This is a genomic window from Sphingopyxis indica, from assembly GCF_032879645.1.
Lineage (GTDB): Bacteria > Pseudomonadota > Alphaproteobacteria > Sphingomonadales > Sphingomonadaceae > Sphingopyxis > Sphingopyxis indica.
The window spans coordinates 2094918-2119461 of the sequence record NZ_CP076394.1 but is presented as its reverse complement, the minus strand read 5'-3'; the positions used below and the strand labels follow the sequence as shown (position 1 = coordinate 2119461).

25 protein-coding genes and 1 tRNA gene are annotated in these 24544 nt (G+C 65.6%); 12 read left to right on the top strand and 14 right to left on the bottom strand.

Annotated elements, in window-relative coordinates:
• Positions 1-6 precede the first annotated feature (6 nt).
• The 4 genes from KNJ79_RS10020 to KNJ79_RS10005 all read left to right on the top strand — a co-directional run bounded on the left by KNJ79_RS10020 (position 7) and on the right by KNJ79_RS10005 (position 4154).
• The gene (locus KNJ79_RS10020) at positions 7-846 is read left to right on the top strand and encodes a hypothetical protein (RefSeq protein ID WP_317153834.1); all 840 of its coding nucleotides are present in this window, start codon (positions 7-9) and stop codon (positions 844-846) included.
• The gene (locus KNJ79_RS10015; protein WP_317153833.1) at positions 843-2681 is read left to right on the top strand and encodes an acetyl/propionyl/methylcrotonyl-CoA carboxylase subunit alpha; all 1839 of its coding nucleotides are present in this window, start codon (positions 843-845) and stop codon (positions 2679-2681) included. Before KNJ79_RS10020 ends, KNJ79_RS10015 begins: the two co-directional genes overlap by 4 nt.
• A 169-nt stretch (positions 2682-2850) precedes the next feature.
• Positions 2851-3303 carry a MaoC family dehydratase gene (locus KNJ79_RS10010; RefSeq protein ID WP_317153832.1) on the top strand — a complete coding sequence of 151 codons (453 nt, stop codon included), beginning with the start codon at positions 2851-2853 and terminating at the stop codon, positions 3301-3303.
• Positions 3303-4154 carry an HpcH/HpaI aldolase/citrate lyase family protein gene (locus KNJ79_RS10005; protein ID WP_089214451.1) on the top strand — a complete coding sequence of 284 codons (852 nt, stop codon included), beginning with the start codon at positions 3303-3305 and terminating at the stop codon, positions 4152-4154. Before KNJ79_RS10010 ends, KNJ79_RS10005 begins: the two co-directional genes overlap by 1 nt.
• 18 nt (positions 4155-4172) lie before the next feature.
• On the opposite strand, the gene KNJ79_RS10000 is transcribed toward KNJ79_RS10005, so the two are convergent.
• The 5 genes from KNJ79_RS10000 to hisI all read right to left on the bottom strand — a co-directional run bounded on the left by KNJ79_RS10000 (position 4173) and on the right by hisI (position 9256).
• A complete protein-coding gene (locus tag KNJ79_RS10000) occupies positions 4173-5669 on the bottom strand; it encodes a phospholipase D-like domain-containing protein (protein ID WP_317153831.1) in 1497 nt (498 codons plus the stop codon).
• Between the two features lie 46 nt (positions 5670-5715).
• Positions 5716-7515 carry an acyl-CoA dehydrogenase C-terminal domain-containing protein gene (locus KNJ79_RS09995; RefSeq protein ID WP_317153830.1) on the bottom strand — a complete coding sequence of 600 codons (1800 nt, stop codon included), beginning with the start codon at positions 7513-7515 and terminating at the stop codon, positions 5716-5718.
• A gap of 334 nt (positions 7516-7849) precedes the next feature.
• Positions 7850-8281 (bottom strand): MerR family transcriptional regulator, encoded by a 432-nt coding sequence (locus KNJ79_RS09990; RefSeq protein WP_089214448.1) that lies wholly within the window; start codon positions 8279-8281, stop codon positions 7850-7852.
• 68 nt (positions 8282-8349) lie between these two features.
• Positions 8350-8889: a hypothetical protein gene (locus KNJ79_RS09985; RefSeq protein ID WP_089214447.1), complete on the bottom strand. Its 540-nt coding sequence runs from the start codon at positions 8887-8889 to the stop codon at positions 8350-8352.
• On the bottom strand, positions 8876-9256 hold the full coding sequence (gene hisI / locus KNJ79_RS09980; protein ID WP_317153829.1) for a phosphoribosyl-AMP cyclohydrolase: 381 nt from the start codon (positions 9254-9256) through the stop codon (positions 8876-8878). Before hisI ends, KNJ79_RS09985 begins: the two co-directional genes overlap by 14 nt.
• Before the next feature lie 145 nt (positions 9257-9401).
• Between hisI and purF the strand changes: the two genes are divergently transcribed.
• The 3 genes from purF (at position 9402) to KNJ79_RS09965 (ending at position 12054) form a co-directional block, all read left to right on the top strand.
• On the top strand, positions 9402-10859 hold the full coding sequence (purF, locus tag KNJ79_RS09975; RefSeq protein ID WP_089214445.1) for an amidophosphoribosyltransferase: 1458 nt from the start codon (positions 9402-9404) through the stop codon (positions 10857-10859).
• A gap of 4 nt (positions 10860-10863) precedes the next feature.
• The gene (locus KNJ79_RS09970) at positions 10864-11598 is read left to right on the top strand and encodes an SDR family NAD(P)-dependent oxidoreductase (RefSeq protein WP_394357165.1); all 735 of its coding nucleotides are present in this window, start codon (positions 10864-10866) and stop codon (positions 11596-11598) included.
• Positions 11599-11661: 63 nt separating this feature from the next.
• Positions 11662-12054 carry a hypothetical protein gene (locus KNJ79_RS09965; protein WP_317153828.1) on the top strand — a complete coding sequence of 131 codons (393 nt, stop codon included), beginning with the start codon at positions 11662-11664 and terminating at the stop codon, positions 12052-12054.
• A gap of 89 nt (positions 12055-12143) precedes the next feature.
• Here KNJ79_RS09965 and KNJ79_RS09960 read toward each other — a convergent pair whose 3' ends face one another.
• The 6 genes from KNJ79_RS09960 to KNJ79_RS09935 all read right to left on the bottom strand — a co-directional run bounded on the left by KNJ79_RS09960 (position 12144) and on the right by KNJ79_RS09935 (position 19038).
• Positions 12144-13316, bottom strand: coding sequence for a serine hydrolase domain-containing protein (locus KNJ79_RS09960; protein WP_317153827.1), 1173 nt, complete (start codon positions 13314-13316; stop codon positions 12144-12146).
• A gap of 19 nt (positions 13317-13335) precedes the next feature.
• Positions 13336-14616, bottom strand: a complete 1281-nt coding sequence (locus KNJ79_RS09955) for an SAM-dependent methyltransferase (protein WP_089214442.1) — start codon at positions 14614-14616, stop codon at positions 13336-13338.
• Positions 14617-14702: 86 nt separating this feature from the next.
• Complete coding sequence (locus KNJ79_RS09950) at positions 14703-15650, bottom strand: metal-dependent hydrolase (RefSeq protein WP_317153826.1); 948 nt, start codon at positions 15648-15650, stop codon at positions 14703-14705.
• A gap of 38 nt (positions 15651-15688) precedes the next feature.
• Positions 15689-16126 carry a GxxExxY protein gene (locus tag KNJ79_RS09945; protein ID WP_317153825.1) on the bottom strand — a complete coding sequence of 146 codons (438 nt, stop codon included), beginning with the start codon at positions 16124-16126 and terminating at the stop codon, positions 15689-15691.
• Positions 16127-16132: 6 nt separating this feature from the next.
• Positions 16133-17179, bottom strand: coding sequence for a 2-oxoacid:ferredoxin oxidoreductase subunit beta (locus KNJ79_RS09940; protein ID WP_089214440.1), 1047 nt, complete (start codon positions 17177-17179; stop codon positions 16133-16135).
• Entirely contained in the window at positions 17176-19038 is a 1863-nt protein-coding gene (locus KNJ79_RS09935) for a 2-oxoacid:acceptor oxidoreductase subunit alpha (protein WP_317153824.1), read from the bottom strand. Before KNJ79_RS09935 ends, KNJ79_RS09940 begins: the two co-directional genes overlap by 4 nt.
• Positions 19039-19238: 200 nt before the next feature.
• On the opposite strand from KNJ79_RS09935, the gene KNJ79_RS09930 reads away from it, so the two are divergent.
• Together KNJ79_RS09930 and KNJ79_RS09925 are read left to right on the top strand one after the other, a co-directional pair.
• A complete protein-coding gene (locus tag KNJ79_RS09930; protein ID WP_317153823.1) occupies positions 19239-20180 on the top strand; it encodes an alpha/beta hydrolase in 942 nt (313 codons plus the stop codon).
• Positions 20177-20653: an RNA pyrophosphohydrolase gene (locus tag KNJ79_RS09925; protein WP_089214437.1), complete on the top strand. Its 477-nt coding sequence runs from the start codon at positions 20177-20179 to the stop codon at positions 20651-20653. The genes KNJ79_RS09930 and KNJ79_RS09925 overlap by 4 nt, the downstream gene beginning before the upstream one ends.
• Here KNJ79_RS09925 and KNJ79_RS09920 read toward each other — a convergent pair.
• Positions 20614-21303, bottom strand: coding sequence for a uracil-DNA glycosylase (locus KNJ79_RS09920; RefSeq protein WP_317153822.1), 690 nt, complete (start codon positions 21301-21303; stop codon positions 20614-20616). The genes KNJ79_RS09925 and KNJ79_RS09920 overlap by 40 nt on opposite strands.
• Positions 21304-21326: 23 nt before the next feature.
• Here KNJ79_RS09920 and folK point away from each other — a divergent pair, with 23 nt between their 5' ends.
• The 3 genes from folK to KNJ79_RS09905 all read left to right on the top strand — a co-directional run bounded on the left by folK (position 21327) and on the right by KNJ79_RS09905 (position 22920).
• Positions 21327-21848, top strand: a complete 522-nt coding sequence (gene folK / locus KNJ79_RS09915; protein ID WP_317153821.1) for a 2-amino-4-hydroxy-6-hydroxymethyldihydropteridine diphosphokinase — start codon at positions 21327-21329, stop codon at positions 21846-21848.
• Positions 21849-21892: 44 nt separating this feature from the next.
• Positions 21893-21968: transfer RNA gene (locus KNJ79_RS09910), tRNA-Lys, on the top strand.
• A 67-nt stretch (positions 21969-22035) separates the two neighbouring features.
• The gene (locus KNJ79_RS09905) at positions 22036-22920 is read left to right on the top strand and encodes a Rossmann-like and DUF2520 domain-containing protein (RefSeq protein ID WP_317153820.1); all 885 of its coding nucleotides are present in this window, start codon (positions 22036-22038) and stop codon (positions 22918-22920) included.
• A 34-nt stretch (positions 22921-22954) separates the two neighbouring features.
• Here the strand turns inward: KNJ79_RS09905 and KNJ79_RS09900 are convergent, their stop codons facing one another.
• Positions 22955-23194 (bottom strand): hypothetical protein, encoded by a 240-nt coding sequence (locus KNJ79_RS09900; RefSeq protein ID WP_317153819.1) that lies wholly within the window; start codon positions 23192-23194, stop codon positions 22955-22957.
• Positions 23195-23311: 117 nt separating this feature from the next.
• Positions 23312-24535 carry an alpha/beta fold hydrolase gene (locus KNJ79_RS09895; protein ID WP_317153818.1) on the bottom strand — a complete coding sequence of 408 codons (1224 nt, stop codon included), beginning with the start codon at positions 24533-24535 and terminating at the stop codon, positions 23312-23314.
• Positions 24536-24544 lie beyond the last annotated feature (9 nt).

Sequence of the window (24544 nt, the reverse complement as noted above, 5' to 3'; positions counted from 1 at the left end):
ATTATCATGGTGTTCCAGCCTCTCGGCTATAGGTTTGAAATCACCTCAACGCTTTCGCTCGAAAAAGCGAAGAGCAGGATTCGGCAGAAGAAAAAAGGGTGGTTCGATCCGCAGAACGGTGCGCGAGGTTGGATCGTCGGCCCATTTATTTGCCTGTGGCTAAGCGCGTTCAATCAATACGGACCGATGGTTGTCGGAATCGTCAGGAAAGATGGCCTAGGAAGCAAAATCGTGGGACGCGCGGGCGCTGATTTGAATGGGACGGCAATGTTCATTTTGCTCGCCCCCTTCATGGCTTGGGTGACTTACAAGATGGCCGAAGCCGGTCAGGGCTCCCTGCGGGCCTATTTGGTCATTGGCGCGATTTTTGGCCTTGGCCTGCCGTTAACACTTTGGATCAATTCCAGCGACCGCCATGAAGCCGACCCGCTGGTGCATTTTGTCCGTAAGACATTATCGCCGACCGAGAGAAGCGTACGCGGTTCAACGCCTTCGTTGCCTTTGCAGTCCAACTCTGTTCGCTTCTTCGTGAATGGTGAAGAGCGTGTCGAAGTATCCGCTGACCAATTAGGCGAAGCTCTTTCTGCGCTATCGATTGGCGACTTTGCCGTTCTGGAGTTCGCGCCGGACGAGTATATACAGGCTCTTTCAAACGCAGATCATTACGTTTTGGAGAAGCGGGAGGGTAGTGCCGCGCGACATTTCCAAGCGATCTTGCCGAAGGGATCCTTGAGCGAGCGCCGAAAATACGAGGCGAGCCTAACCCAACTCACGGATGTGATGACCGCCTATCTTCATCGTCGAACCCCTGGCTCCGATCCCAACTGGAAGCGCAAAACGCTATGATCAATTCCCTTCTCATCGCCAATCGTGGCGAAATCGCCTGCCGTATCATCCGCACCGCGCGCGAAATGGGTATCAGGACCGTTGCGGTCTACTCAGATGCCGATGCCAAGGCGCTGCATGTGCGCGAGGCCGACGAAGCCGTGCATATCGGGCCGTCGCCGGCGCGTGAATCCTATCTGGTCGGCGAAAAGATCATCGCCGCCGCCAAGGCGACCGGCGCGGAGGCGATCCATCCGGGTTATGGCTTCCTCTCCGAAAATGCCGAGTTCGCGCAGGCCGTGACCGATGCCGGGCTGGTGTGGGTCGGACCCAAGCCTTCGTCGATTACCGCGATGGGGCTCAAGGACGCCGCAAAGAGGCTGATGGCCGATGCCGGGGTGCCGGTGACGCCGGGCTATATGGGCGCAAATCAGGACCCAGCCTTCCTCGCCGAACAAGCCGCCATGATCGGCTATCCGGTGCTCATCAAGGCAGTCGCGGGCGGCGGCGGCAAGGGGATGCGCAAGGTCGATGCTCCGGCGGACTTCGCCGACGCGCTCGCCTCGTGCCAGCGCGAAGCGGCCGCCTCCTTCGGCAACGAGCATGTGCTGATCGAGAAATATATCCTGACCCCGCGCCATATCGAGGTGCAGATATTCGGCGACACGCACGGCAATGTCGTCCACCTGTTCGAGCGCGACTGCTCGCTCCAGCGCCGCCACCAGAAGGTGATCGAGGAAGCCCCCGCCCCAGGCATGGACGAAGCCACGCGCGCCGAGCTCTGCGCCGCCGCGGTGCGCGCCGCGAAGGCGGTCGATTATGTCGGGGCCGGCACGATCGAGTTCATCGCCGACGCATCCGAAGGCCTGCGCGCCGATCGCATCTGGTTCATGGAAATGAACACGCGGCTGCAGGTCGAGCATCCGGTGACCGAGGAGATCACCGGCGTCGACCTTGTCGAATGGCAGCTGCGCGTCGCGTCGGGTGAGCCGATCCCGCTGAAGCAGGACGAACTCGCGATCGACGGCTGGGCGATGGAGGCGCGCCTCTATGCCGAGGACCCGGCGAAGGGCTTCCTCCCCTCGACCGGCCCGCTCGAACTGTTTCAGCTCCCCGAGCATATCGGCCGCGTCGACACCGGCGTCTATGAAGGCGCCGAGGTCTCGCCCTTCTATGATCCGATGATCGCCAAGGTCATCGCGCACGGCGATACCCGCGAGGAAGCGCGCGAAACGCTGTCCGAAATGCTCGAAGACAGCGCAGTGTGGCCGGTGAAGAGTAATTCGGCCTTCCTCATCAACGCGCTCGACCATCCCGATTTCGTCGCCGGCGCGGTCGATACCGGGCTGATCGGCCGCGACGGCGAGGCGATGACCGCCGCGTCCGAACCTTCACCGCAGGCGCTTACCAATGCGGCGATGGCGATGGTGCCGCGCTCGCTTCTCTCGGGGTTTCGCCTCAACGCGCCCGACGTCCGTTCGGCGCCGTTCCTGCTCGACGGCAAGCGCGTCGACATCGCGCTGCACGGCCCCGGAACCGCCGAGCCTGCTCCCGCTATGCTCGTCGCCGAGCGCGGATCGGTGTGGCAGCTCGCGCCGTGGCGCGCGGCGGGCGGCGCGGGCGGCGCGGCGGGCGACGGCGCGATCCTCTCCCCCATGCCGGGCAAGATCATCGCGGTCGACGTTTCTGCGGGCGATGCCGTCACCAAGGGTCAGAAGTTGCTGACGCTCGAGGCGATGAAGATGGAACACAGCCTCGTCGCGCCGTTCGACGGCACGGTCGCCGAACTCAACGCGCAAGCGGGGGCGCAGGTGCAGGTCGAAGCGCTGCTCGCGCGGATCGAGGCGGCGGAGTAACACCCCTTCTCCCCCGAGGGAGAAGGATTTGGAGCCTTGCCGCTTCAGCGGCCAGGCGGAGTTGGATGAGGGGTTGCGAGCTAATGTGAGGGCACAGCCCCTCACCCAGCTGCGACTGGCCGGCAAGCCGGCAAGTCTTCGCAACCCTCTCCCCGAGGGAGAGGGATAAATGGCAGGAAAATACTTCGACGAATGGCAGGTCGGCGAGCGCGTCGCGCACGACATCCGCCGCACGGTGACCGAGACCGACAATCTGCTCTTCACGACGATGACGCACAATCCGCAGCCGCTGCACCTCGACATCGAAGCGGCGAAGGCGTCGGAGTTCGGGCAAATCCTGGTCAACGGCACCTTCACCTTCAGCCTGATGGTCGGGCTGTCGGTCGGCGACACGACGCTCGGCACGCTCGTCGCCAATCTGGGCTACGACAAGCTGGTAATGCCGAAACCGGTGTTCCTAGGGGACACGCTGCGCGCGGAGAGCGAAGTCATCGCGCTCAAGGAATCGAAATCGCGGCCGAACGCGGGGATCGTCACCTTTCTGCATCGCTGCCTCAACCAGCGCGATGAACTCGTCTGCCAGTGCGAGCGTTCGGCCCTTATCAAGCGAAAGGCCGGCTGATGCGACTTCGTTCCCTCCTCTTCGTCCCCGGCGACCGCCCCGAACGCTTTGCCAAAGCCGCGGCATCGGGCGCCGACGCGATCATCCTCGATCTCGAGGATTCGGTGTCGCCCGCCAATAAGGACATGGCGCGCGAAGCCGTCGCCGATTACCTTGCCGGCACGCGCGAGGTCATCACGCTGGTGCGCGTCAACCCGCTCGACGGGCATATGACCGCCGCCGACGTCGCCGCGGTGGCCGCCGCGGCCCCCGACGCGATCATGCTGCCCAAGGCCGAAGGCGCGCCGAGCATCGCGCAGCTCGACACGATATTGCGCAGCGAGGGCGGCGACGCGGGGCATCTGCCCCCCATCCTGCCGATCGCGACCGAAACCCCGGCGGCAATCTTCACCCTCGGCAGCTATCGCGAGGCGCGCGAGCGGCTCGTCGGGCTGACCTGGGGCGCCGAGGACCTGCCCGCCGCGATCGGCGCGGCGACGAGCCGCGAGGCCGACGGCAGCTATACCGAACCCTATCGGGTCGCGCGCGCGCTGACCCTGTTCGCCGCGCACGGCGCGGGGGTCGCGGCGATCGACACCGTCTTTCCGGCGATCAAGGACGAGGGCGGGCTTTCCGCCTATGCGGCGCGCGCGCGGCGCGACGGGTTTACCGGGATGATGGCGATCCACCCATCGCAGGTCGCGCCGATCAACGCCGCCTTCACTCCGTCCGCCGACGAAGTGGCGCGAGCGCAGGCGATCGTCGATGCCTTTGCCGCCAATCCCGGCGCCGGCGTGCTGCAGATCGACGGCAAGATGATCGACGCGCCGCACCTCAAGCAGGCACGGCATATCCTGTCGCTGGCGGACTGAGCGGCCTTCGAGGAAAGGTCAGGCGCGCGTCCGAAACGGCCGATGCCGCTTCATCCACGCCTTGCCGCGGTGCCAGCTTTTCTTGAGGCCGCGCCCGGCGATGCCCTCGAACATCGCATTGGGGCGCGTCGGGTCGAGCAATTCATTCTCGGCGATAAATTCATCAAACGGCCCCGGCGCGATCAGGTCGAGCAGTTCGAGCGAACGGCCGTCGCCGCGCAGCGCCTCGATCGTGTCGATCAGCGATCCCGTGCGGTCGAAATGGCGCGCGACCGCGTCGGGCTCGACCCCCAGATGCTCGGCGATCAGCGACTCGCGCAGCTTGCGGATCGTCGGTTCGACACCGCGATTGGCCGATAGCGCGGCGTCGATCGTCACATCGCATTCGCTGTCGAGTCCCATCGAGCGGTTGTTGAGATTGGCCGATCCGACGCGGATCAGCCGATCGTCGACGATCGCGGTCTTGGAATGAACGTAAATCGGATCGCCGCCCGCGGTAAGCGGTACATAGACACGCAGCCGGTCGCCGTGCCGCGCCTTGGCTATCTCGCGCACCAGTTCGACGCGCGCGGCGTCCATCGCCATCTGCTCGAGCCAGCCGTCGGCCGTGCGGGGCATGACCAGCACGAATTCGGGCGGGTCGTCCTCGTTCAGCCGCTCGGCGATCGCCGCGGCGATCTTCGCGCATGTGAAATATTGATTCTCGAAATAGATGAAACGCTTGGCGCCCGCTATGAGGTCGAGGTAGAGCTTTTCTATCTCGCGGATCTCGCCATAGCCGTCATATTCGGCGCGCGTGCGCGAGATGGCGACGTCGACATCGCGAAAGTCGGGGTCGAGATCGTTCGGCCAATTCTCGCCGGTGCCGCTCAGGTCGCGAAGCCGCTTGTTCGTCGCGCGCTGCCAGCGCTCGTTGCCGAGTTCGGCGAGCGCTTCGCCCACCGGCCCCGCAAGGATCATCGTCGAATCGTGCCACGGCATATAGCGTTCGCCACGGGGCGTGACGCGGCACGGATCGCCATCCTTGTGCTCGCGCGTGTCCCAGCGCCGCAAGCCGACGTCGATCCCGCCGCACACCGCGAGATGATCGTCGAACACCGCGACCTTCTGGTGATGGCTGCACCCCGCCGGATGCGCGCTGTCGAGGCGGAAGCTGATCGAGCGCGTCATCTTCCAGCGCAGGATCAGCGCGACGATGCCCGGCACGGCGAGTTGCTTCAGCCCGCCGAAATTCCAGCGGAGAATGTCGATGTCGCGGTCGGGGCGGCTTTTCGCGAGCCGCAGCATATAATGGCCGAGCGCCTCGCCGCCGCCGTCGGCATCGGGGGTCAGCGCGATGCGCGGGTCGAAATCCCAGCCGATAAGCAGGATGCGCTCCTTCGCGCCCGCCATCAGCCGCGCGAGCAGCGCATAATAGTCGGCGGCATCGACGATCATCCGCGCCTTGCTCGCGCGCTCGATCCGCCAGCAATTACGCCCCGCTTCGACAATGGGGGTGAGTTCGGCCTCGCTCATCGCCGACGCCACGCATGGCGGCGGCGATGGTTGCGTGAAAAACGGCTCAGGCGGCGAAGAATTGCTCGGGCGCCAATTCCATCATCGCCTCGCTGCCCGCCTCGATCTTGCGGCGCAGCGCGCCCGCGTCGGGCATGAAGCGTTCGGCGAAATGCCGCGCCGTAACCAGCTTCGCCTCGAGAAACGCCTTGTCGCCGCGGCCCTCGGCAATCGCCTTCTGCGCGGCTTCGGCCATGCGCAGCCACATCAGGCCCAGCGCGACGATGCCCATGATGTGCATATAGTGATGCGCGCCGGCGCCGACATTGTTCGGGTTCGTCATGCCGTTCTGCATGAACCACATCGTCGCGGCCTTGAGCTCGCCATTCGCCTTTTCGAGCCGGGTCGCGAAGTCGCCGAGCGCGCCGTCCTTCGCCGCGGCGCATTCGGCATCGACTTGTCCGAACAGCGCCTGAACCGCCCGCCCGCCATTCTGCGCGAGCTTGCGCCCGACGAGGTCCATCGCCTGCACGCCGTTCGCGCCTTCATAGATCATCGTGATGCGGGCATCGCGGACATATTGGCTCATCCCCTGCTCTTCGATGTAGCCGTGGCCGCCGAACACCTGCTGCGCGTTGGTCGCGACCTCATAGCCCTTGTCGGTGCCATAGCCCTTGATCACCGGGGTCAGCAGGCTGACGAGGTCGTCGGCCTGCTGCCGCTCCTCCTCGCTCTCGGCCATATGCGACAGGTCGACCTGCAACGCGCCCCACAGGCAAAGCGCGCGCAGCCCTTCGACCACCGCCTTGCCGTCCATCAACATGCGGCGCACGTCGGGGTGAACGAACAGCGGGTCGGCTTTGGCTTCGGGGTCCTGCGGCCCGGTCAGCGCGCGGCCCTGGCGGCGGTCCTGCGCATATTGCACCGCGTTCTGAAAGGCGATGTCGGCCTGACCCAGCCCCTGGATGCCGACGCCGAGCCGCGCCGCGTTCATCATGATGAACATCGCGGCGAGCCCCTTATTCTCGTCGCCGACGAGCCAACCGGTCGCGCCGTCGTAGTTCATCACGCAGGTCGCGTTGGCGTGGATGCCCATCTTGTGCTCGATCGACCCGCACGACACACCGTTGCGCGCGCCGAGCGAACCATCGTCGTTCACCAGGAACTTGGGCACGATGAACAGCGAAATCCCCTTCGAGCTGTCGGGTGCCCCCGGCGTTTTCGCCAGCACGAGGTGGATGATATTGTCGGTGAGGTCGTGCTCGCCCGACGAGATGAAGATCTTGGTGCCGCTGATCGCATAGCTGCCGTCGGCCTGCGGCTCGGCGCGGGTGCGGATCAGGCCGAGGTCGGTGCCGCACTGCGGCTCGGTGAGGTTCATCGTCCCGCCCCACTCGCCCGACACCATCTTCGGCACATATTTGGCCTTTTGCTCGTCCGATCCCTTGACGAGCAGCGCCGACACTGCCGCCTGCGTCAGCCCCGGATACATGGCGAAGGCCTGATTCGCCGCCATCCGATATTCCTCGACCGGAAAGCCGACGACGTGCGGCAGCGCCTGCCCGCCGAACGCCTCGGGCTGGTTGAGCAGCGGCCAGCCGGCCTCGCAATAGGCCTTATAGGCCTGTTTGAACCCTTCGGGGGTCGTCACCGAACCGTCGTCGTGGCGCGTGCAGCCTTGCTGGTCGCCCGAATAGTTGAGCGGAAACAGCACTTCCTCACAGAATTTCGCCGCCTCGGTCAGCACCGCCTCGACCATGTCGGGGGTCGCATTGGCGAAACCCGGGAGGTTCGCATAGCGCTCGATGCCGAGCACTTCGTTCAACAGAAAGAGCGTGTCTTTGACGGGGGCGCGATAGACGGGCATGAAAAATCTTTCCGATAAATCAGATGGATAGGATGCGCTCTTCTTGCCCGGGGAGGGTCCGGGGTCAGCCGGCCTTTTGTTTAGAGCCTGAAGCCATGAGTTTGAACTACCTTGATTGCACTGCGAAGCCCGCCGGCGAGGAGCGGGGCGCCGCGCGGGCCGGGAGCCCGTGCAGGACCCGCGACGACGTCCGGCGGGCTTCGCAGTGCAACCCCGGAGGGGCGGGCCGCTTTTGGCCCATTGCTGCGTTGCTCGCCGGGCACGATGGGCTGCATCGCACCTCTCCTCGCGCCTTGCACTGGGCTAAAATCGGCTCCGTCAAGGTAGTTCAAACTCATGGCTTCAGGCTCTTTGCCTCGACCTTTTTCACCGTTTCGATGAACCGCGTCAATTCCTCGACCGCACTGTCGATGTCGTCGCGTTGGCGGCGCAGCAGCGCGATGCGCTCCTGGCATTTCTCGATTGTCACCTGCCGCTGCAGCTTGCGATTGTCGCCGACGTCGTAAAGGTCGATCATCTCGCGAATGTCGGCCAGGCTGAAACCGGTGCGCTTGGCGCGCAATATCCACGCGAGCCGCGCGCGGTCGCGTTTCGAATAGATGCGCGACAGCCCCTTGCGCGACGGGCTGATCAGCCCTTCGTCCTCATAGAAGCGCAGCGCCCGGGCCGTGACACCGAATTCGGTCGACAGGTCGGTGATGCTGTACTGCTCGCGTCCCAGATGATCGGGCGTGTCGATATGAGCGTGGCCGTATTCTTCGGTCATAAGCATCAGGATTAGTTTCCGTTGACGTGAACGTCAAGGCTCGCAGGGATGAAGGGAAATGCCGCGGCTCAGTCGGCACAGGGTTGCACGATATTGCCCTGTCCATCGCGCATCCGCAAGCCCCTCGCATCGGCGGCCGACCAACTCGCGCGCGGCAGACGCAACCCGGCAAGCGTGGTGCGCCCGGGACAGAGGCTGTCGCACTGAGAGGGCAGGCGTCCGGGCAATCGCAACTCGTCGTCGTCCTCGCGCAGCGTCACCGCACAATCGTCGACGCCGGCAAAGCTCAGGCGCCATTCGTCGCCGTCGCGCGTGACGTCCCCATGTGCCCGGCACGCAAGGCGCGAGCCGAATGCCGCGGTCAGTGCGAAGCGCCACCGCCCCTCGCCGTCGGGCACGACGCACATCGCATCGCGGCCGAGATCGTGGGCGCGCTCGAAAACGCCCGTAAGCTCCTCGGACTCGGGCTGAACGACGCCGCGCTCGCGCGCCGCGATTTCCAGCGGGCTGCGCGCGTCGACCGCCTTTTCTCGATCCGCAGTCGAAGCCCGGTCGCAGCCGCCGAGCAGGAACACCGCAGCCAAAAACGGCAGGCTAGCCCTGCACATCGTCGTCGAGGAAGGTCAGGCTCCCGTCCGCGTCGATCCGGCGATAGAAGCAGGACCGGCGCCCCGTGTGGCAGGCAGGACCCGCGGGATGCACGACGAGCAACAGCGCGTCCTGATCGCAATCGACGCGCATTTCGGCCACATTGAGCCCGTTGCCCGACGTCTCGCCCTTGCGCCACAGCGCCCGGCGCGATCGCGACCAGAAATGCGCCTGACCGGTGGCGCGCGTCCGCTCGATCGCCTCGGCGTTCATATGCGCAACCATCAACAGCGCGCGCGTATCCGCATCGACGACGATCGCGGTGACGAGACCCGCGGCATCGAAGCGCGGCAGGAAACGGTCGGTGCTGTCCCTATTCTGCTCCATGCGCGCGGCTTTACGGCACCAATGGCGGTGCTGTCACCCCTCACATGACGCCTGTCATCAAAGAGTCCAAATTGGGGGGGCGACATTTGGCCTCGGCGCTCCTATATGCGCGGCAGTTGCCGCCCCCAACATATTCTGGATCGACATGCTGACGACCCACCCTTTCGACGACGACAAACTCCGTGAGGAGTGCGGCGTCTTTGGTATCCATGGCGCCGACAGCGCCGCCGCGGTCGTCGCGCTCGGCCTCCACGCGCTCCAGCATCGCGGTCAGGAAGCCGCGGGCATTACCGCCTTCGACGGCAAGGAATTCCACACGCACCGCGCGATGGGTCATGTCGCGGGCAATTTCGACCGCGACGACATCATGCGGCAGCTCGCCGGTGCCGCGGCGATCGGTCATGTCCGCTATTCGACGACGGGCGAAACCGCGCTGCGCAACGTCCAGCCGCTGTTCGCCGACCTGGCGACCGGCGGGTTCGCGGTCGCGCATAACGGCAATATCTCGAACGCCGCGGCGCTGCGCAAGATTCTGGTCCGTCGCGGCTCGATCTTCCAATCGACCAGCGATACCGAGGTGATCATCCACCTCGTCGCGACGTCGAGCTATCGCACGCTGATCGACCGCTTCATCGACGCGCTGAAACAGGTCGAGGGCGCCTATTCGCTGATCTGCCTGACCGCCGAGGGCATGATCGGCTGCCGCGACCCGCTCGGCATCCGCCCGCTCGTCATCGGCAAGCTGAACGATGCGCATATCCTCGCCTCCGAAACCGTCGCGCTCGACGTCGTCGGCGCCGAATTCGTGCGCTCGGTCGAACCCGGCGAACTCGTCATCATCCGCGACGGACAGCTGACCTCGCATCATCCTTTTGCCGAGCGCCCGGCGCGGCCGTGCATCTTTGAATATGTCTATTTCTCGCGCCCCGATTCGATCGTCGACGGCACAAGCGTCTATTCGGTGCGCAAGGCGATCGGTGCCGAGCTGGCGCGCGAAAATCCGGTCGAGGCCGACCTCGTCATCCCGGTTCCGGATTCGGGCACGCCCGCGGCGATCGGCTATGCGCAGGAATCGGGCATCCCGTTCGAACTCGGCATCATCCGCTCGCACTATGTCGGGCGCACCTTCATCCAGCCCGGCGACAAGGTCCGCCACCTTGGCGTCAAGCTGAAGCACAACGCCAACCGCGCGCTGATCGCGGGCAAGCGGATCGTGCTGATCGACGATTCGATCGTGCGCGGCACCACCAGCCTCAAGATCGTGCAGATGATGCGCGAAGCGGGCGCCGCCGAAGTGCATATGCGCATCGCAAGCCCGCCGACCTCGCACAGCTGCTTCTACGGCGTCGACACGCCCGAACGCGCGAAGCTGCTCGCGGCGCAGATGACCGTCGGCCAGATGGCGAACTTCATCAACGCCGACAGCCTGTCCTTCCTGACCATCGACGGCCTCTACCGCGCGCTCGGCGAAAGCAAGCGCCAGGAACGCTGCCCGCAATATTGCGACGCCTGTTTCACCGGCGATTATCCGACGACGCTGACCGATTTCGAGGAACATGCGCTCGAGGATCAATTTTCGCTGCTTGCCGAACGGGTTGTCTGACCAAATGACCAAAATGTCTGAAGAACTGGCCGGCCAGGTCGCGCTCGTCACCGGCGCGAGCCGCGGCATCGGCGCCGCGATCGCCCATTCGCTCGCGACGCGCGGCGCGCATGTCGTGATCACCGCGCGCACCGCGGGCGGGCTCGAAGAGCTCGAGGATCGCATCCATGCGGCCGGCGGCAGCGCGACGATCGCCCCGCTCGACCTGACCGATGGCGACAGCATCGCGCGGCTCGCCAGCGCGATGGCCGAGCGCTGGCAGCAGCTCGACATGCTCGTGCTCAACGCCGCGATGCTCGGCACGCTCACGCCGGTCGGAGCGATCGACGGCAAGGAGTTCAACAGGCTGTTGACGCTCAATGTCGTCGCGCAGCAGGCGCTGATTGCCAATTTCGACCCGCTGCTCCGCCGCGCCGCGCACGGCCGCCTGCTCGCGCTGTCGAGCAGCGTCGCGCGTGCCCCACGCGCCTATTGGGGCGCCTATGGGGCGTCGAAGGCGGCGCTCGAGGCGCTGGTGACGAGCTATGGCGCCGAGATGCGCAACATCTCGAACGTCCGCACCGCGATCCTCAACCCCGGCGCGACGCGCACCCAGATGCGCGCGCGCGCCTATCCGGGCGAGGACCCGCAGAGCATCAAGGACCCGGAGACGGTCGGTGCGTTCGTCGCGAAGCTGATGATCGAAGGCTTCGACAGCACCGATTTCCACGAGCTTCCCAAGGTGATGGAAGAGGCTTAACGCGATCTTTGCCTTCCCGCGTTAGGCGAGCCGCACAAACGCGTTTCAGCAAGGATTTCAGCCATGGCCCGCACACTCCTGCGCTTTCTCGTCGCGACGGTCGTCGGCATTTTCGTCGCCTTCGCGCTGATCTGGATCGCGCAATATGCAGGCGGCGAGCTTTCGCCCGAGGTCTATGACGTCGAAACCGGCGAGATATTGATCCCAGCGGGCGCGACGATCGCGCTGCTTGTCGGCTGGTTTGTCGGCAGCTTCGCCGGCGGCTGGCTCGCGATGCGCGCCTCGGCGAACCCCGGCGCGGGCTGGATCGTCGCCGGCGCGGTGATCGGCGCGGGCCTCTACCGCGCCGCCACGCTCGGCGACAGCTGGTGGATGATAGCGCTGGGCGTGATCGTCCCGCTGGCCGCCGCGTGGATGGCGCAGCGCGTATCGGCGACGGTGCCGGCGACCGCCTGAACTCGTCGCCCCAGCGAAAGCTGGGGCCGCCATCGACCTTGCGCCATCTCTCCAGCGGCCCCAGCTTTCGCTGGGGCGACGAATGGAAACTATCGCGCTTCCGCGTCGACCGCCGCCTGCACCGCCTTGTAAAAGACCTCACGCGCCGACCCGACGCCTTCGGGGTCGGTCGCGGTCGGCCAGTTGCCGTTCGACGCGATCACCAGCCGGCGCTTGGGGTCGATGAAAATGCCCTGCCCGAAAATCCCCTGCGCGGCGAAGCTGCCGTCGTCGTTGGTCCACCATTGATAGCCATAACCGCGCCCCGGCTGGTCGATATCGGCCTGCTTGGTGGTCGCCGCCGCGAGCCAGCCGTCGGGCAGTACCTTCTCGCCGCCCGCGACGCCGCCGCCGAGGATGAACAGGCCGAAACGCGCATAATCCTTCAGGCGTGCCGACATGCAGCAGCCGCTGATCTCGTGCCCCGTGGCGCCGAGCATCCACACCGCGTCCTGTTCCATCCCGAACGGCTTCCACACCTTTTCAGACAGATAATCGGACAGCGTCTTGCCGGTCGCGCTCGACACGAGCACCCCGATCAAATTTGTCTCGCCGGTCTTGTAAACCCATTTCGATCCTGCCGGAGCTTCGCGCGGCAAGCTCTTCATATAGCTGACCGTTATATCTTCGCCGGGCACGGGCTTTTGCAGGTTGAACTGCGCGACGTCGGATTTGGGATCGGTATAATCCTCGTTCCACTTGACGCCCGAGGTCATGGTCAGCAGCTGGCGCACGCTGACATCGTCATAGGCCGAACCCTCAAGCCCCGGAATATAGGCCGAAACCTTGTCGTCGAGGCTCTTGATATAGCCGTCCTTCACCGCCGCGCCGACGAGCGTCGAGGTGAAGCTCTTCGCGACCGAAAAGCTCGTCCAGCGCCCTTCCGGCCCATAGCCGAGCGCATATTTTTCCAGCCGGATCTTCCCGTCCTGAACGATGATCAGCCCGGCGTTGCGCTGGCTCGCCATATAGGCATCGACATCGACACCGAGGTCGATCGGCACGCCCGGCGGCATCGGATAGGCGTTGCCGCCCGCCTTGATGGTATGGACGACCACCTTCGGCACGCTCTCCATCGTGCGGAAAGCGGCGTCGCGTTGATCCTGGCTCCAAAACAGCACGTTCAGATCCTCCGGTAATTTATCGTTCGTCTGGGTGTAGGCGGGGTCAGAACCGCCCGCCGCCGCCGCGCACAGAAGCGCCGCCGCCAAAATTCGTCGCACTATCCTCTCCCCTGCTGCTTCAGCCCGTCTTTTCGAGCGTGACCTGCGCGACGTCGATGCCGCCGCCGCGAAAGCCGCCCTCGCAATATTGCAGATAATAGCGCCAGAGCCGCACGAAGCGCTCGTCGAAACCCGCGGGCAGCTGATTGCCCGCGACGGCGGCGTCGAAACGCTCGCGCCATTGGCGCAGCGTTTCCGCATAGTCGCCGCCGAAACGCCGCACGTTGCGCCACTTGAGGCCGCGCGCTTCGGCGAGCGCGCGAAACCGGCTTTCCGAAATCAGGCAGCCGCCCGGAAAAATATAGGCCTGGATGAAGTCGCTGCTCAGCGCGTAGCGCTCGAACAGCGCGTCGTCGATCAGGATATACTGGATCGCCGCTTTGCCCCCCGGGCGCAGCAGGCGCGCGATCGCGTCGAGATAGGCGGGCCAATAGCCCTGGCCCACCGCTTCGACCATTTCGACGCTCGCAATCGCGTCATAGGGTCCCTGGGCATCGCGATAGTCGCAAAGCTCGATCCGCGAACGCCCGCCAAGATCGACTGCCTGCAATCGCGCTGCGGCGATCTCCGCCTGCGCGGGCGAAAGGGTGATACCCGTATAGAGCACATCGTGGCGCTCGACCGCACGCTCGGCGAGCGCGCCCCAGCCACAACCGATTTCGAGCAGCCGGCTGCCCGATCTGAGGTCGAGCCGGTCGAGGATGGCATCGACCTTCGCGGCCTGCGCCTCTTCGAGCGTCTGATCGGGCGCCGCAAAGCGCGCGCTCGAATAATTCATCCCCGCGTCGAGCCACAAGCGATAGAAATCATTGCCCAGATCATAATGAGCGTGAATGTTCCGCTTCGCCCCGCGGCGATCGTTGCGATTGAGCCGGTGCGCGAGGCGGTTCATCCAGCGCCACGGCCCGCGCGCGCGTCCCGATTCGCCGAGCGCTTCGCCGTTGCGCATGAACAGGTCGAACAGCGGCACCGGGTCGGGCGACGACCATTCGCCCTTGTCCCACGCGCGATACCATCCCACCGATCCCGACAGGGCAAGGCGCACGAGCGCCGCCCAGCTGTGAAGATGCACGATCGCGACCGGGCCTTTGCCACGGCCGCCGAGCAGGCGGACGCTGCCGTCGGGCAAATGCCCCTCGATCGTCCCCGAATCGAGGCCGGCGTCGATGCGGTCGAGCATGCGGTGAAAAAGCCCGCTCGGCGCATGTTTCATCAGCCACGCGAACCCGCCGCCCGAACGGAACGCCCGGTCGGCGCGCAGCAAGCCCTTGCCGCGTTTCGGACTGACATGCGTGTTCATATTGCCTTCCTGCCGCAAAGCTTTCGACGTGACAATCACCTGTCGCGCGGTGTCATGGCGTCATGCCCGCAAGCCGCGCGGCGCCGTCATTCGGAGCGGGGATTTTGCGGCGCCGTCACCCGCACCATAAAGCTGCCCCGCGTCAAAGGTTGCGCGAAACGCTGGTCGGTCAGCACGATCGCATCGCCGTCGGGCGTCGCGACCGGCATCCGTGCCCAGAAGAGAAAGGCGCGCGCGGCGGGATCGGCCTTCGCCCACAGGCGGAGCCGCATGTCGCCCATCCCGGTCGGACGTCCCGGCTCGACGGTCGCGCCCGCACCAAGCACGAAGACGCCGCTGCCGTAATAGCCGCTGCCGCGCCAGAAAATATCGCGTCTCCAGAACTGAAAGGGCGGCGGGCTCGCCACGACCAGTGCCCTGTCCTGTCCTGCACGGCGCAACAGCTCGGCCGCCTGCGCTTCGGCGCGGCCGGTGATCAGGCCATTGGCGAAAATATAGGCGCAAACCCCGGCAAATCCGATCCACGCGGGGCGCGTCCAGTCCGCCGAGCCGCCGCGTTCGCGCCGCAGCGACAGCCAGACCGACGCTCCCAGCGCGATCCATATCCACAGGTCGATGATGAACAGCGTGTCGCCATAGAACCAGCGATGGCTGAACGGCTCGAGCAGCCGGATGCCGTAATTGTTGAGCCAGTCGAGCGCGGGATGGCTGAGGCAACCGACATAGGCGAGCGCGAGCAGCCACCCCTTGTGCAAGGGCAGGCGCGCCGCGGGCCTTTTGCCGCGCCGCGCCTGCCATGCATCGAAGGCAAGCATCGCCGCCCAGAGCAGCAGCGGCAGGACCAGCAGGGCTATCGGCCCGTGCGTTATCCCACGCCGCATCGCGAGCGACTCGACGCCATAAATCGCACAGCCCGCGTCGATATCGGGCAGGTTCGCTGCAAGGATCAGCGTCGGCATCGCCAGGCCGGTCTTGCGCTTGAGCCCCATCTGGCCAAGCACCGCGCCGACAAGGCTGTGAGTCAGATTATCCATGAAATTCGCCTCACACAAAGGCACGAAGGCACAAAGAATTATCGGCGAACAGGCGCGTAGTAATTGTTGGCTACGCGCTTCACTCCATCGCGAAACAACTCTTGACCAAAATTGATCAATAACCCGAGCGGCAAATCGAGAAGGCGCAAATAGGTCAGCAACTGCTTGCCGTGCACCGGCGCGAATCGTTCGACTGATTTCAACTCCACGACTAGCTTCTGTTCGATCAGCAGGTCGAGTCGCAATGCATTGTCGATCACGGCGCCTTTATACGTGATGGGAACAACGAGCTGCCGCTCCACGTTCAAGCCAACTTCGCGCAGCGCCTCCGCCAACAAAATTTCATACACGGATTCGAGCAGTCCGGGACCAAGATCGCGATGAAGATGAAAGGCACAATCGATTGCAATTCGCGCAAGATCTTCGACGTCATGGAATGACCCATTTGTGCCTTTGTGCCTTTGTGTGAGGTCCACTTCTTCTTAAAGCTCCGGCCCGCCTTCCTTGACGGTCCAGGTCTGCCCCTTCTTGAGCAGGCCTTGCAGGTCGGCGGTCTTGCCCTCGCGCGCGGCGGCGTTCTGACGCACGACGTCGGCTTCGAAGCTCGGCCGCGGATCGTCGTAGAGGACGCCGAGCGCCATCGGGAATTCGCCGAAGCGCATCTCGACGAGCATGTGCGCGACGCTGCGGTTGGTGACGTCATGGACGATCACGCCCGCCGCCTGCCAGTCGCCATCGACCACATCGACGACCTTGAGTTCGAGCGCGTCCTTGTCGAGCGTGATGCCCTTGGTGCCCCCCGACTTCTCGCTACCGAACAGCATCGGTTCGCCGTTCCGGAGCCAGAGCTGACGGTCCTCGGCGCCCTTCGGCGCGGCGAAGTCCTGAAACACGTCCTTGTTATAGACGATGCAGTTCTGGAAAATCTCGACGAACGCCGCGCCCTTGTGCGCGTGCGCCGCCTTCAGCACGTTCGGCAATTCCTTCGACACGTCGAAGCCGCGCGCGACGAAACGCGCGCCGGCACCGAGCGCGAAGGCGCAGGGCTGCGCCGGACGGTCGACCGAGCCATAGGGGGTCGAGGGGGTCGTCGTCCCGACGCGGCTCGTCGGCGAATATTGCCCTTTCGTAAGGCCATAGATCTCGTTGTTGAACAGCATGATCTGGCAATCGAGATTGCGACGCAGCAGGTGCATCGTGTGGTTGCCGCCGATCGAAAGCCCGTCGCCGTCGCCGGTGACGATCCAGATGTCGAGATCGGGATTGGCGAGCTTCAACCCCGTCGCGAACGCCGGCGCGCGGCCGTGGATCGTGTGGAAGCCATAGGTCTCCATATAATAGGGAAAGCGCGACGAGCAGCCGATGCCGCTGATGAACACGGTGTTTTCGGGCGCGGTGCCGATGTCGGGCATGGTGCGCTGCACGGCTTTGAGGATCGCATAATCGCCGCAGCCGGGGCACCAGCGGACCTCCTGGTCGCTTTCCCAGTCCTTGAGCGTCGTCTTGGCGATGGTGGTCATCTCGTTCACTGGAAGGCCTCCTCGATGGCGGCTTCGATTTCGGCGATGGTGAAGGGCTGGCCCGACACTTTGTTGAGCGGCTTTGCGTCGACCAGATACTGATCGCGCAGCACCGTCTTCAATTGCCCGGTGTTCATCTCGGGCACGATCACCTTGTCATAGCTCTTGAGCAGCTCACCAAGGTTGGCGGGCAGCGGCCAGATGTGGCGGATATGGACGTGGCTGACGTCCCTGCCCTCGGCGCGCTTGCGGCGCACCGCCTGGTGGATCGGGCCGAAGGTCGAGCCCCAGCCGACGATCGCGAGCTTGCCGCCCTCGGCGCCGAGTTCGACGGTCTGGTCGGGAACCTTGACGCCGTCGATCTTCGCCTTGCGGATGTCGGTCATCGCCTGGTGGTTGGCGGGGGCATAGTTGATGTGTCCGGTGTCGACCTCCTTCTCGATCCCGCCGATGCGGTGAAGCAGGCCGGGCGTGCCGGGCTTGACCCACGGACGCGCGAGCTTTTCGTCGCGGCCATAGGGCTTGAAGCCGCCTTCGGGCACTTCGGTCAGGAACTGAACGGGGAAGCGTTCATAGGCGGTCAGGTCGGGCACATGCCACGGCTCGGCGGCGTTGGCGATATAGCCATCGGTGAGCAGCATCACCGGGGTCATATATTGCACCGCGATGCGGCACGCCTCGATCGCGCATTCGAACGCATCGGCGGGCGAGCGCGCCGCGATCACGGGCATCGGCGCGTCGCCGTTGCGGCCATAGACCGCCTGATAGAGATCCGACTGCTCGGTCTTGGTCGGCAGGCCGGTCGACGGGCCGCCGCGCTGCGAATTGACGATGACGAGCGGCAGTTCGGTCATGATCGCGAGGCCCATCGCCTCGCCCTTGAGCGCGATGCCCGGCCCCGACGACGAGGTCACGCCGAGCGAACCGCCATAGCTCGCGCCGATCGCGGCGCAGATTGCGGCAATCTCGTCCTCGGCCTGGAAAGTCGTGACGTCATATTCCTTGAGCCGCGACAGATGATGCAGGATCGCCGACGCCGGCGTGATCGGATAGCCGCCGAAGAACATCGGCAGCTCGGCGAGCTGCGCGCCCGCGACGAGGCCGAGTGCGATCGCTTCGGCACCGGTGAGCGTGCGATAGAGGCCGGGTTCGGCGGGCGCCGGCGCAACATGATGCTGCTTGAGCGGCCCCGCGAGCTCGGCCGTTTCGCCATAGGCATGGCCGGCGTTGAGCGCGGCGATATTCGCGTCGGCGAGCTCGGGCGCCTCGGCGAACTTGGCCTTCAGCCAGTCGATCAGCGGCTGGCGGTCGCGGTCGAACATCCAGAGCGCGAGCCCCAGCGTCCACATATTCTTGCAGCGCAGCGCCTCCTTGTTGCCGAGCCCGAAGGGCTTGACCGCGTCGAGCGTCGCCTGGCTGATGTTGAGCTTCAAGAGCTGCCATTTGGCGAGGCTGCCATCCTCGAGCGGGTTCGACTCATATTTCGCCTTGGCGAGATTGCGGTCGTTGAACTCGCCCTCGTCGGCAATGATGAGCCCGCCGGTCTTGAGCGACGGCACATTGGTCTTGAGCGCGGCGGGGTTCATTGCGACGAGCACGTCGGGGGCATCGCCCGCGGTGTCGATCTCGCTCGACCCGAAATTGATCTGGAACGCCGAGACGCCGAACAGCGTCCCTTGCGGCGCGCGGATTTCCGCGGGAAAATCGGGGAAGGTCGCAAAGTCGTTGCCCGCGAGGGCCGACGAAAGCGTGAACTGACCGCCGGTCAGCTGCATCCCGTCGCCGGAATCGCCGGCAAATCGCACCACCACCGCATCCGAAAGGGGGACGTCGGGCGTCTTCGCCTCGTCCACTACCGCTGTCGCCATTCTATATTCCGCCTTACGTAATCTTTGCGAACCTGTGACATGGGCCTAGGCCTGTCGGGGACAAGCCGCAATTCAGAAAAAATTGTGCGCCGCAAAGCGAAACGACCCGATCGGTTTCGATTTGCGATTGATTATGCCGCAGCGATGCCGAATAGCTGCGCCGACAAGAACAACGCACAACTTGCAAGGGATGATCCAGGATGACCGACGGCACGCCCCCCTTTGTCCGCCCCGACGTGGCGGGCTTTCTCGCCTTCCTCAACGCACAGGAAGGTCCGAAGATGGAAGAGCTTCCCCCCGCCGCGGCGCGCGAGATGATGCGCGCGATGGGCCAGCTCGCCGATGTGCCGCGCGGCGACATCGCGCATGTCGAGGACCGCACGATTCCGGGGCCGGCGGGGGATATTCCGATCCGCATCTATGACAACCGCCCCGACCGCGCGGCGGGACCGGTGATGGTCTTCTATCACGGCGGCGGCTGGGTGATCGGCGACCTCGAAACGCACGATCCCTATTGCGCCGAGGCGGCGCGGCAGCTCGACATGCCGGTGATCGCGGTCGACTATCGCCTCGCCCCCGAACACCCCTTCCCTGCCGCGCCCGAGGACTGCGAGGCGGCGACGCGCTGGGTCGCCGACAATGTCCCCTGCACCGGCCTTGTCCTGTCGGGGGACAGTGCGGGCGGCAATCTGACGATCGCGACTGCACTGACCTTGCGCGACAAGCCCGCGTCGAAGCCGGTGATCGCGATCCACCCGATCTATCCCGCGGTCACCACGCACTACGACTGGCAGAGCTATCGCGATTTCGGCGAAGGTCATCTGCTGACGGCGAGCGGGATGAACTGGTTCAGCGATCATTATGCCGCCGACCCTGCGGACTATCGAGCGTCGCCGATCGATTTCCCCGCCGAAGGCCTGCCGCCGACGTTGCTCGTCACCGCGAGCCTCGATCCGCTGCGCGATCAGGGACGCGCCTATGCCGCGAAGCTGATCGAAGCGGGCGTACCGACGACTTATCGCGAGGCGAAGGGAACGATCCACGGCTATATCTGCCTCGCGCAGGGCATCCCGAGCGCCGGACAGGACATTCGGGGCAATTTGGCCCTGCTCAAGGCGATCATCGGCGAAGCGACCGCATGACCGACCACAGCCACCTTCCCTATCGCCCCTGCGCCGGCGTGATGCTCGCGAACCGCGACGGCCGCGTCTTCGTCGGCCAGCGGCTCGATACGACGAGCGAGGCGTGGCAGATGCCGCAGGGCGGGATCGACGCGGGCGAGGACGCCGAAGAGGCCGCGATCCGCGAACTCGGCGAGGAAACGGGCGTACATGGCGGGCTCGTCGACATCATCGCGCGCAGCCGCGAGGAATATTTCTATGACCTGCCCGACCATCTGGTCGGCAAGATGTGGGGCGGCCAATATCGCGGCCAGCGCCAGCGCTGGTTCCTGATGCGCTTCATGGGGGGCGACGAGGACGTCAATATCCACACCGAACATCAGGAATTCCGCGCGTGGCGCTGGGCCGATCTCGACGAGCTCGAAAAGCTCATCGTCCCCTTCAAGCGCGCGCTCTATCGCGGGCTGGTCGAGGAGTTCGGCCCGCTGGTCTGATCCCTCAGCGCCAGCGCCGCGCGGAACACATCGGCGAACATATCGGGCGTCAGCCGACCCGTATTCGTGTTGTAGCGCGAGCAGTGATAGCTATCGACCAGCACCCGCCCGTCGGGCAGCCGATGGACGGCGCCATGTGCAAAGCGACAGGCGGCGAGCCGTTCGCCGGCGGCACGCACCGCGGCATCGTGCGCGATCCGCCCCAGCGCGATCATCACGCGAACCTTGGGCAGCACCCGCATCTGCGCTTCGAAAAAGGGCCGGCAGGTCGCAATCTCCTGCGACGTCGGCTTGTTCTGCGGCGGGAGGCATTTGACGCTGTTGACGATGATCGCGCCGTCGAGCCGCAGCCCGTCGTCGATCCGGCTGGCATAGCGCCCGTTGCTCAAGCCGAATTCGGCGAGCGTCGCGAAGAGCAGGTCGCCCGCATAGTCGCCGGTGAAGGGGCGCCCCGTGCGGTTCGCGCCATGCTTCCCCGGCGCGAGGCCCACCAGCGCCAGCCAGGCGTCGGGATCGCCAAAGGCATGGACCGGCGCGTTCCACCAGTCGGGATGCTCGGCGCGGCATTCGCCGCGCAGCGCGACGAGCCGCGGGCAGCGCGGGCAATCGCGCGGCGGTTCGGTGGCGGCGAGCGGGCTGGATATCGGCACGCAGCTGCGATAGGCGCCGCGGCATGGACGATGCAACACCCCTGCCTCTCTATGTCATCGGGCTCGGCTCGAATCGCCGCCATGCGCGTTTCGGCGATCCGCGGCATGTGCTGATGGCAGCGCTCGCCGCGCTCGAGAGCGCCGATATCGAACCCGTCGATGCGAGCCCGATCATCGCGAGCGCGCCGCTCGGCCCGTCGCGGCGGCGTTTTGCCAATGCGGTCGCGCTCGTCGCCTCGCCGCTCGCGCCGCCCGACATGCTCGCGCGGCTGAAGGCGATCGAGGCCGATTTCGGGCGGCGGCGCGGCCGGCGCTGGGGCGAGCGCACGCTCGACCTCGACATATTGCTCTGGTCGGGCGGCGCGTGGGCGGACGAGCGCCTCACCGTCCCGCATCCGGCGATGACGATCCGCCGCTTCGTCCTCGATCCGCTGCGCGCCATCGCCCCGAACTGGCGTCATCCGCTCACCCGCCTCACCGTGCGCCAGCTCGCCGCGCGCCTTGCCGCGGCAAAGCCGGTTGACCGCACCGCCGCGGCGCTCTAGGGCGGCGGCGCACGGTCGCAAGGCGCCCTTCGGGTCGCCGCGATGGGCCCTTAGCTCAGTCGGTAGAGCAACTGACTTTTAATCAGTAGGTCGCTGGTTCGAACCCAGCAGGGCTCACCATCTCCCCTATATGGTATCCGGCATGTTCCGGCTATCGCCCGTGCGATCGCGCTCCTATGCGGCTGGTATGACGTATCGACAGATCGGCATCGTCGGATCGGGACGTGTGGCACGCGCGCTCGGCCTTGCCCTCGCACGCTTTTCGGACAAGCCCTTGCTGGTCTGGGGTCGATCGGACGACCGCGCACGGGAAGCGATCGCGACCATCGGGCGGGCGACTGCCGCAAGCGACGTCGCAGAGGTTCCGGAACGATGCGATCTGATCGCGATCGCCGTTTCGGACGACGCCCTCGGAAGTCTTGTGACGAGCATCGCCCCAGGCATCGGCGCCGCATCCCCGTTCATTTTTCACGTCAGCGGGCGCAGCGGCGCCGCTATCCTCGATCCGCTCCGGGAGGCCGGTGCCACGACCGCCGCGATCCATCCGGCGATGACCTTTACCGGCGACGCTGCGCGCGAGGTCGAAAGAATGGCCGGCGCCTGGTTTGCGATTACCGGTTCGAGCGACGAGGCCGTGAAGCGGGCGGGTGAGGTCGTGGATATGCTTGGGGGGCGAACGACGCAAATAGCGGAACGACACCGCGCGCTCTATCATGCGGCCCTATGCCATGCTGCCAACCACCTCGTCACCCTGCTCGATGGGGCTTTCGATATGCTGGACATGGCGGGCGCGGATAACCCGCGTGAACTGGTCGCGCCGCTCGTGCGCGCAGCGCTCGAAAACAGCCTTGCCGAAGGGTTTTCGGCGCTTTCCGGGCCGCTGCTGCGGGGCGACGCTAGGACCGTTCAAGAGCATTTGCGCGCGCTCGAACGCGAATGCCCCCGGCAGTTGGAGCCCTATCAGGATATGGCGCGCGCGACGATCGCCACCCTGCGCCGTACCGGTGTCGAACCCGACACGCGCTTGCGCGCGCTATTGGGCGCCGACGCCCACGCCAAGGGCCGCCCATAGACGGCCCCTTCTGTTCGAAACCTCAAAAAACCCTTCAGGGGCTGACGGGTTCGTCCTCGTCATCATCGCCGAAGATGATGATCATCGCGGTGATGCCCGCCGCCAGACCCAGCGCGCCCACGATCCAGCCCGAATTTCCGTCCAGCTGGTTCGCTCCGCCCGAAACCGAGGTGGCTCGCGCTTTGGCGACAGACTGCGCGGCTGTCGCAGCCACAGGGGCAAGCACGATCGCGCCGCCGGTGAGCAGGAGCGCGGCCTTCTTGAACAGGGTCATGAAAATTCCTCCGTGGCTGCATTGCACCGCTCAACCAACGCCGATTGCATGATATTGTTCCTGCGCAGCCCCTCGGCTCAACGCTGAGAAAAAACGGCCGGTCGAAATGTTCACGCCTCAGGCGAAATGCAGTTTGCGGTATTTGCCGCGGAAATAGAGCAAAGGGTCGCGGCGGGGTTCGAAGATGGCCTTGAGGACGCGGCCGACGAGCAGGAAATGGTCGCCGCCGTCGTGGACGGCGTGGCGCGCGCATTCGAAGCTCGAGAGCGAACCGGTGAGCACGGGCGTGCCGAACTCGCCTTTGATCCACGGCGTCGCGGCAAAGCGGTCCTCGCCCTTGCCCGCGAAGCGGTTCGAGGTCGGCTGCTGGCCGATCTGGAGGACGTTGACCGCGAAGCGCCCGGCCTCGCGCAAATGAGGCGCGCTACCCGCGCTGTTCGCAATGCACACGAGCAGCAGCGGCGGGTCGAGCGAGACCGAGGTGAAGCTGTTCGCGGTCAGCCCGATCGGGGTGCCGTCGGGGCACATCGCGGTGACGACGGTAACTCCCGTCGCGAAGCAGCCGAGCGCGTCGCGAAAGGTCCGCGCGTCCGAACCTTCGCGATATTCGGGCGAAGCGCGCGGGGCGCGGCGTTCGAGGAAGTCGATCAGCCAGCCGCCGAGCGCGTCGCCGCGGTCGGTAACGACGAGCGACCGGTCCTCGACCTCGGCGAGTTCACCATCGGGAAGCCCGGCGACGAAGGCCGCGGCATCGGCGGGCGACACGAGTTCGGAAAGCGCGCCGCGGACATAGAGCGTCGGCAGCGCGATCGCTGCGGGGGCGCCGGCGAGCCGCTCGGCCGCCGCTCCGCTGTCGAAGGCATCGAGCAGGCGCGGGTCCCAGTCCGCCTGCCCCGGCGTAAGCGCCGCCGCCTCGCGCAGCCGCGCACCGATTCGCTGTGCCACTTCGCGATCGAGGTCGAGCGGCACATCGACGAGCACGAGCCCGGAAGCGAGCAGCGCCGCATCGCGTTCGAGCGCCGCGCTCGCGATCCAGCCGCCGAGCGTCGAGGCGACGACGACGGGCCGCGTCCCGAGCTGCGCGAGCACCGCGCGCAGATCCTCGACCATCGCGCCGAAATCATAGCGTCCGTCGGCGGGCCATTCGCTGCCGCCATGGCCGCGCAGGTCGAGGCTGATCACGCGGCGCCCCGCCTGTTCGAGCGCTTCGGCGACGCCGGCCCACACGCCGCGCGTCTGGCCCGCGCCGTGGACGAGCAGCACGGCCGGATCGTCGGCCGACCCGATCACTTCGGCCTCGAGCCGAACCCCGGCAAATCCGCGATATTCGACGATGCTCATGCGTTTCGG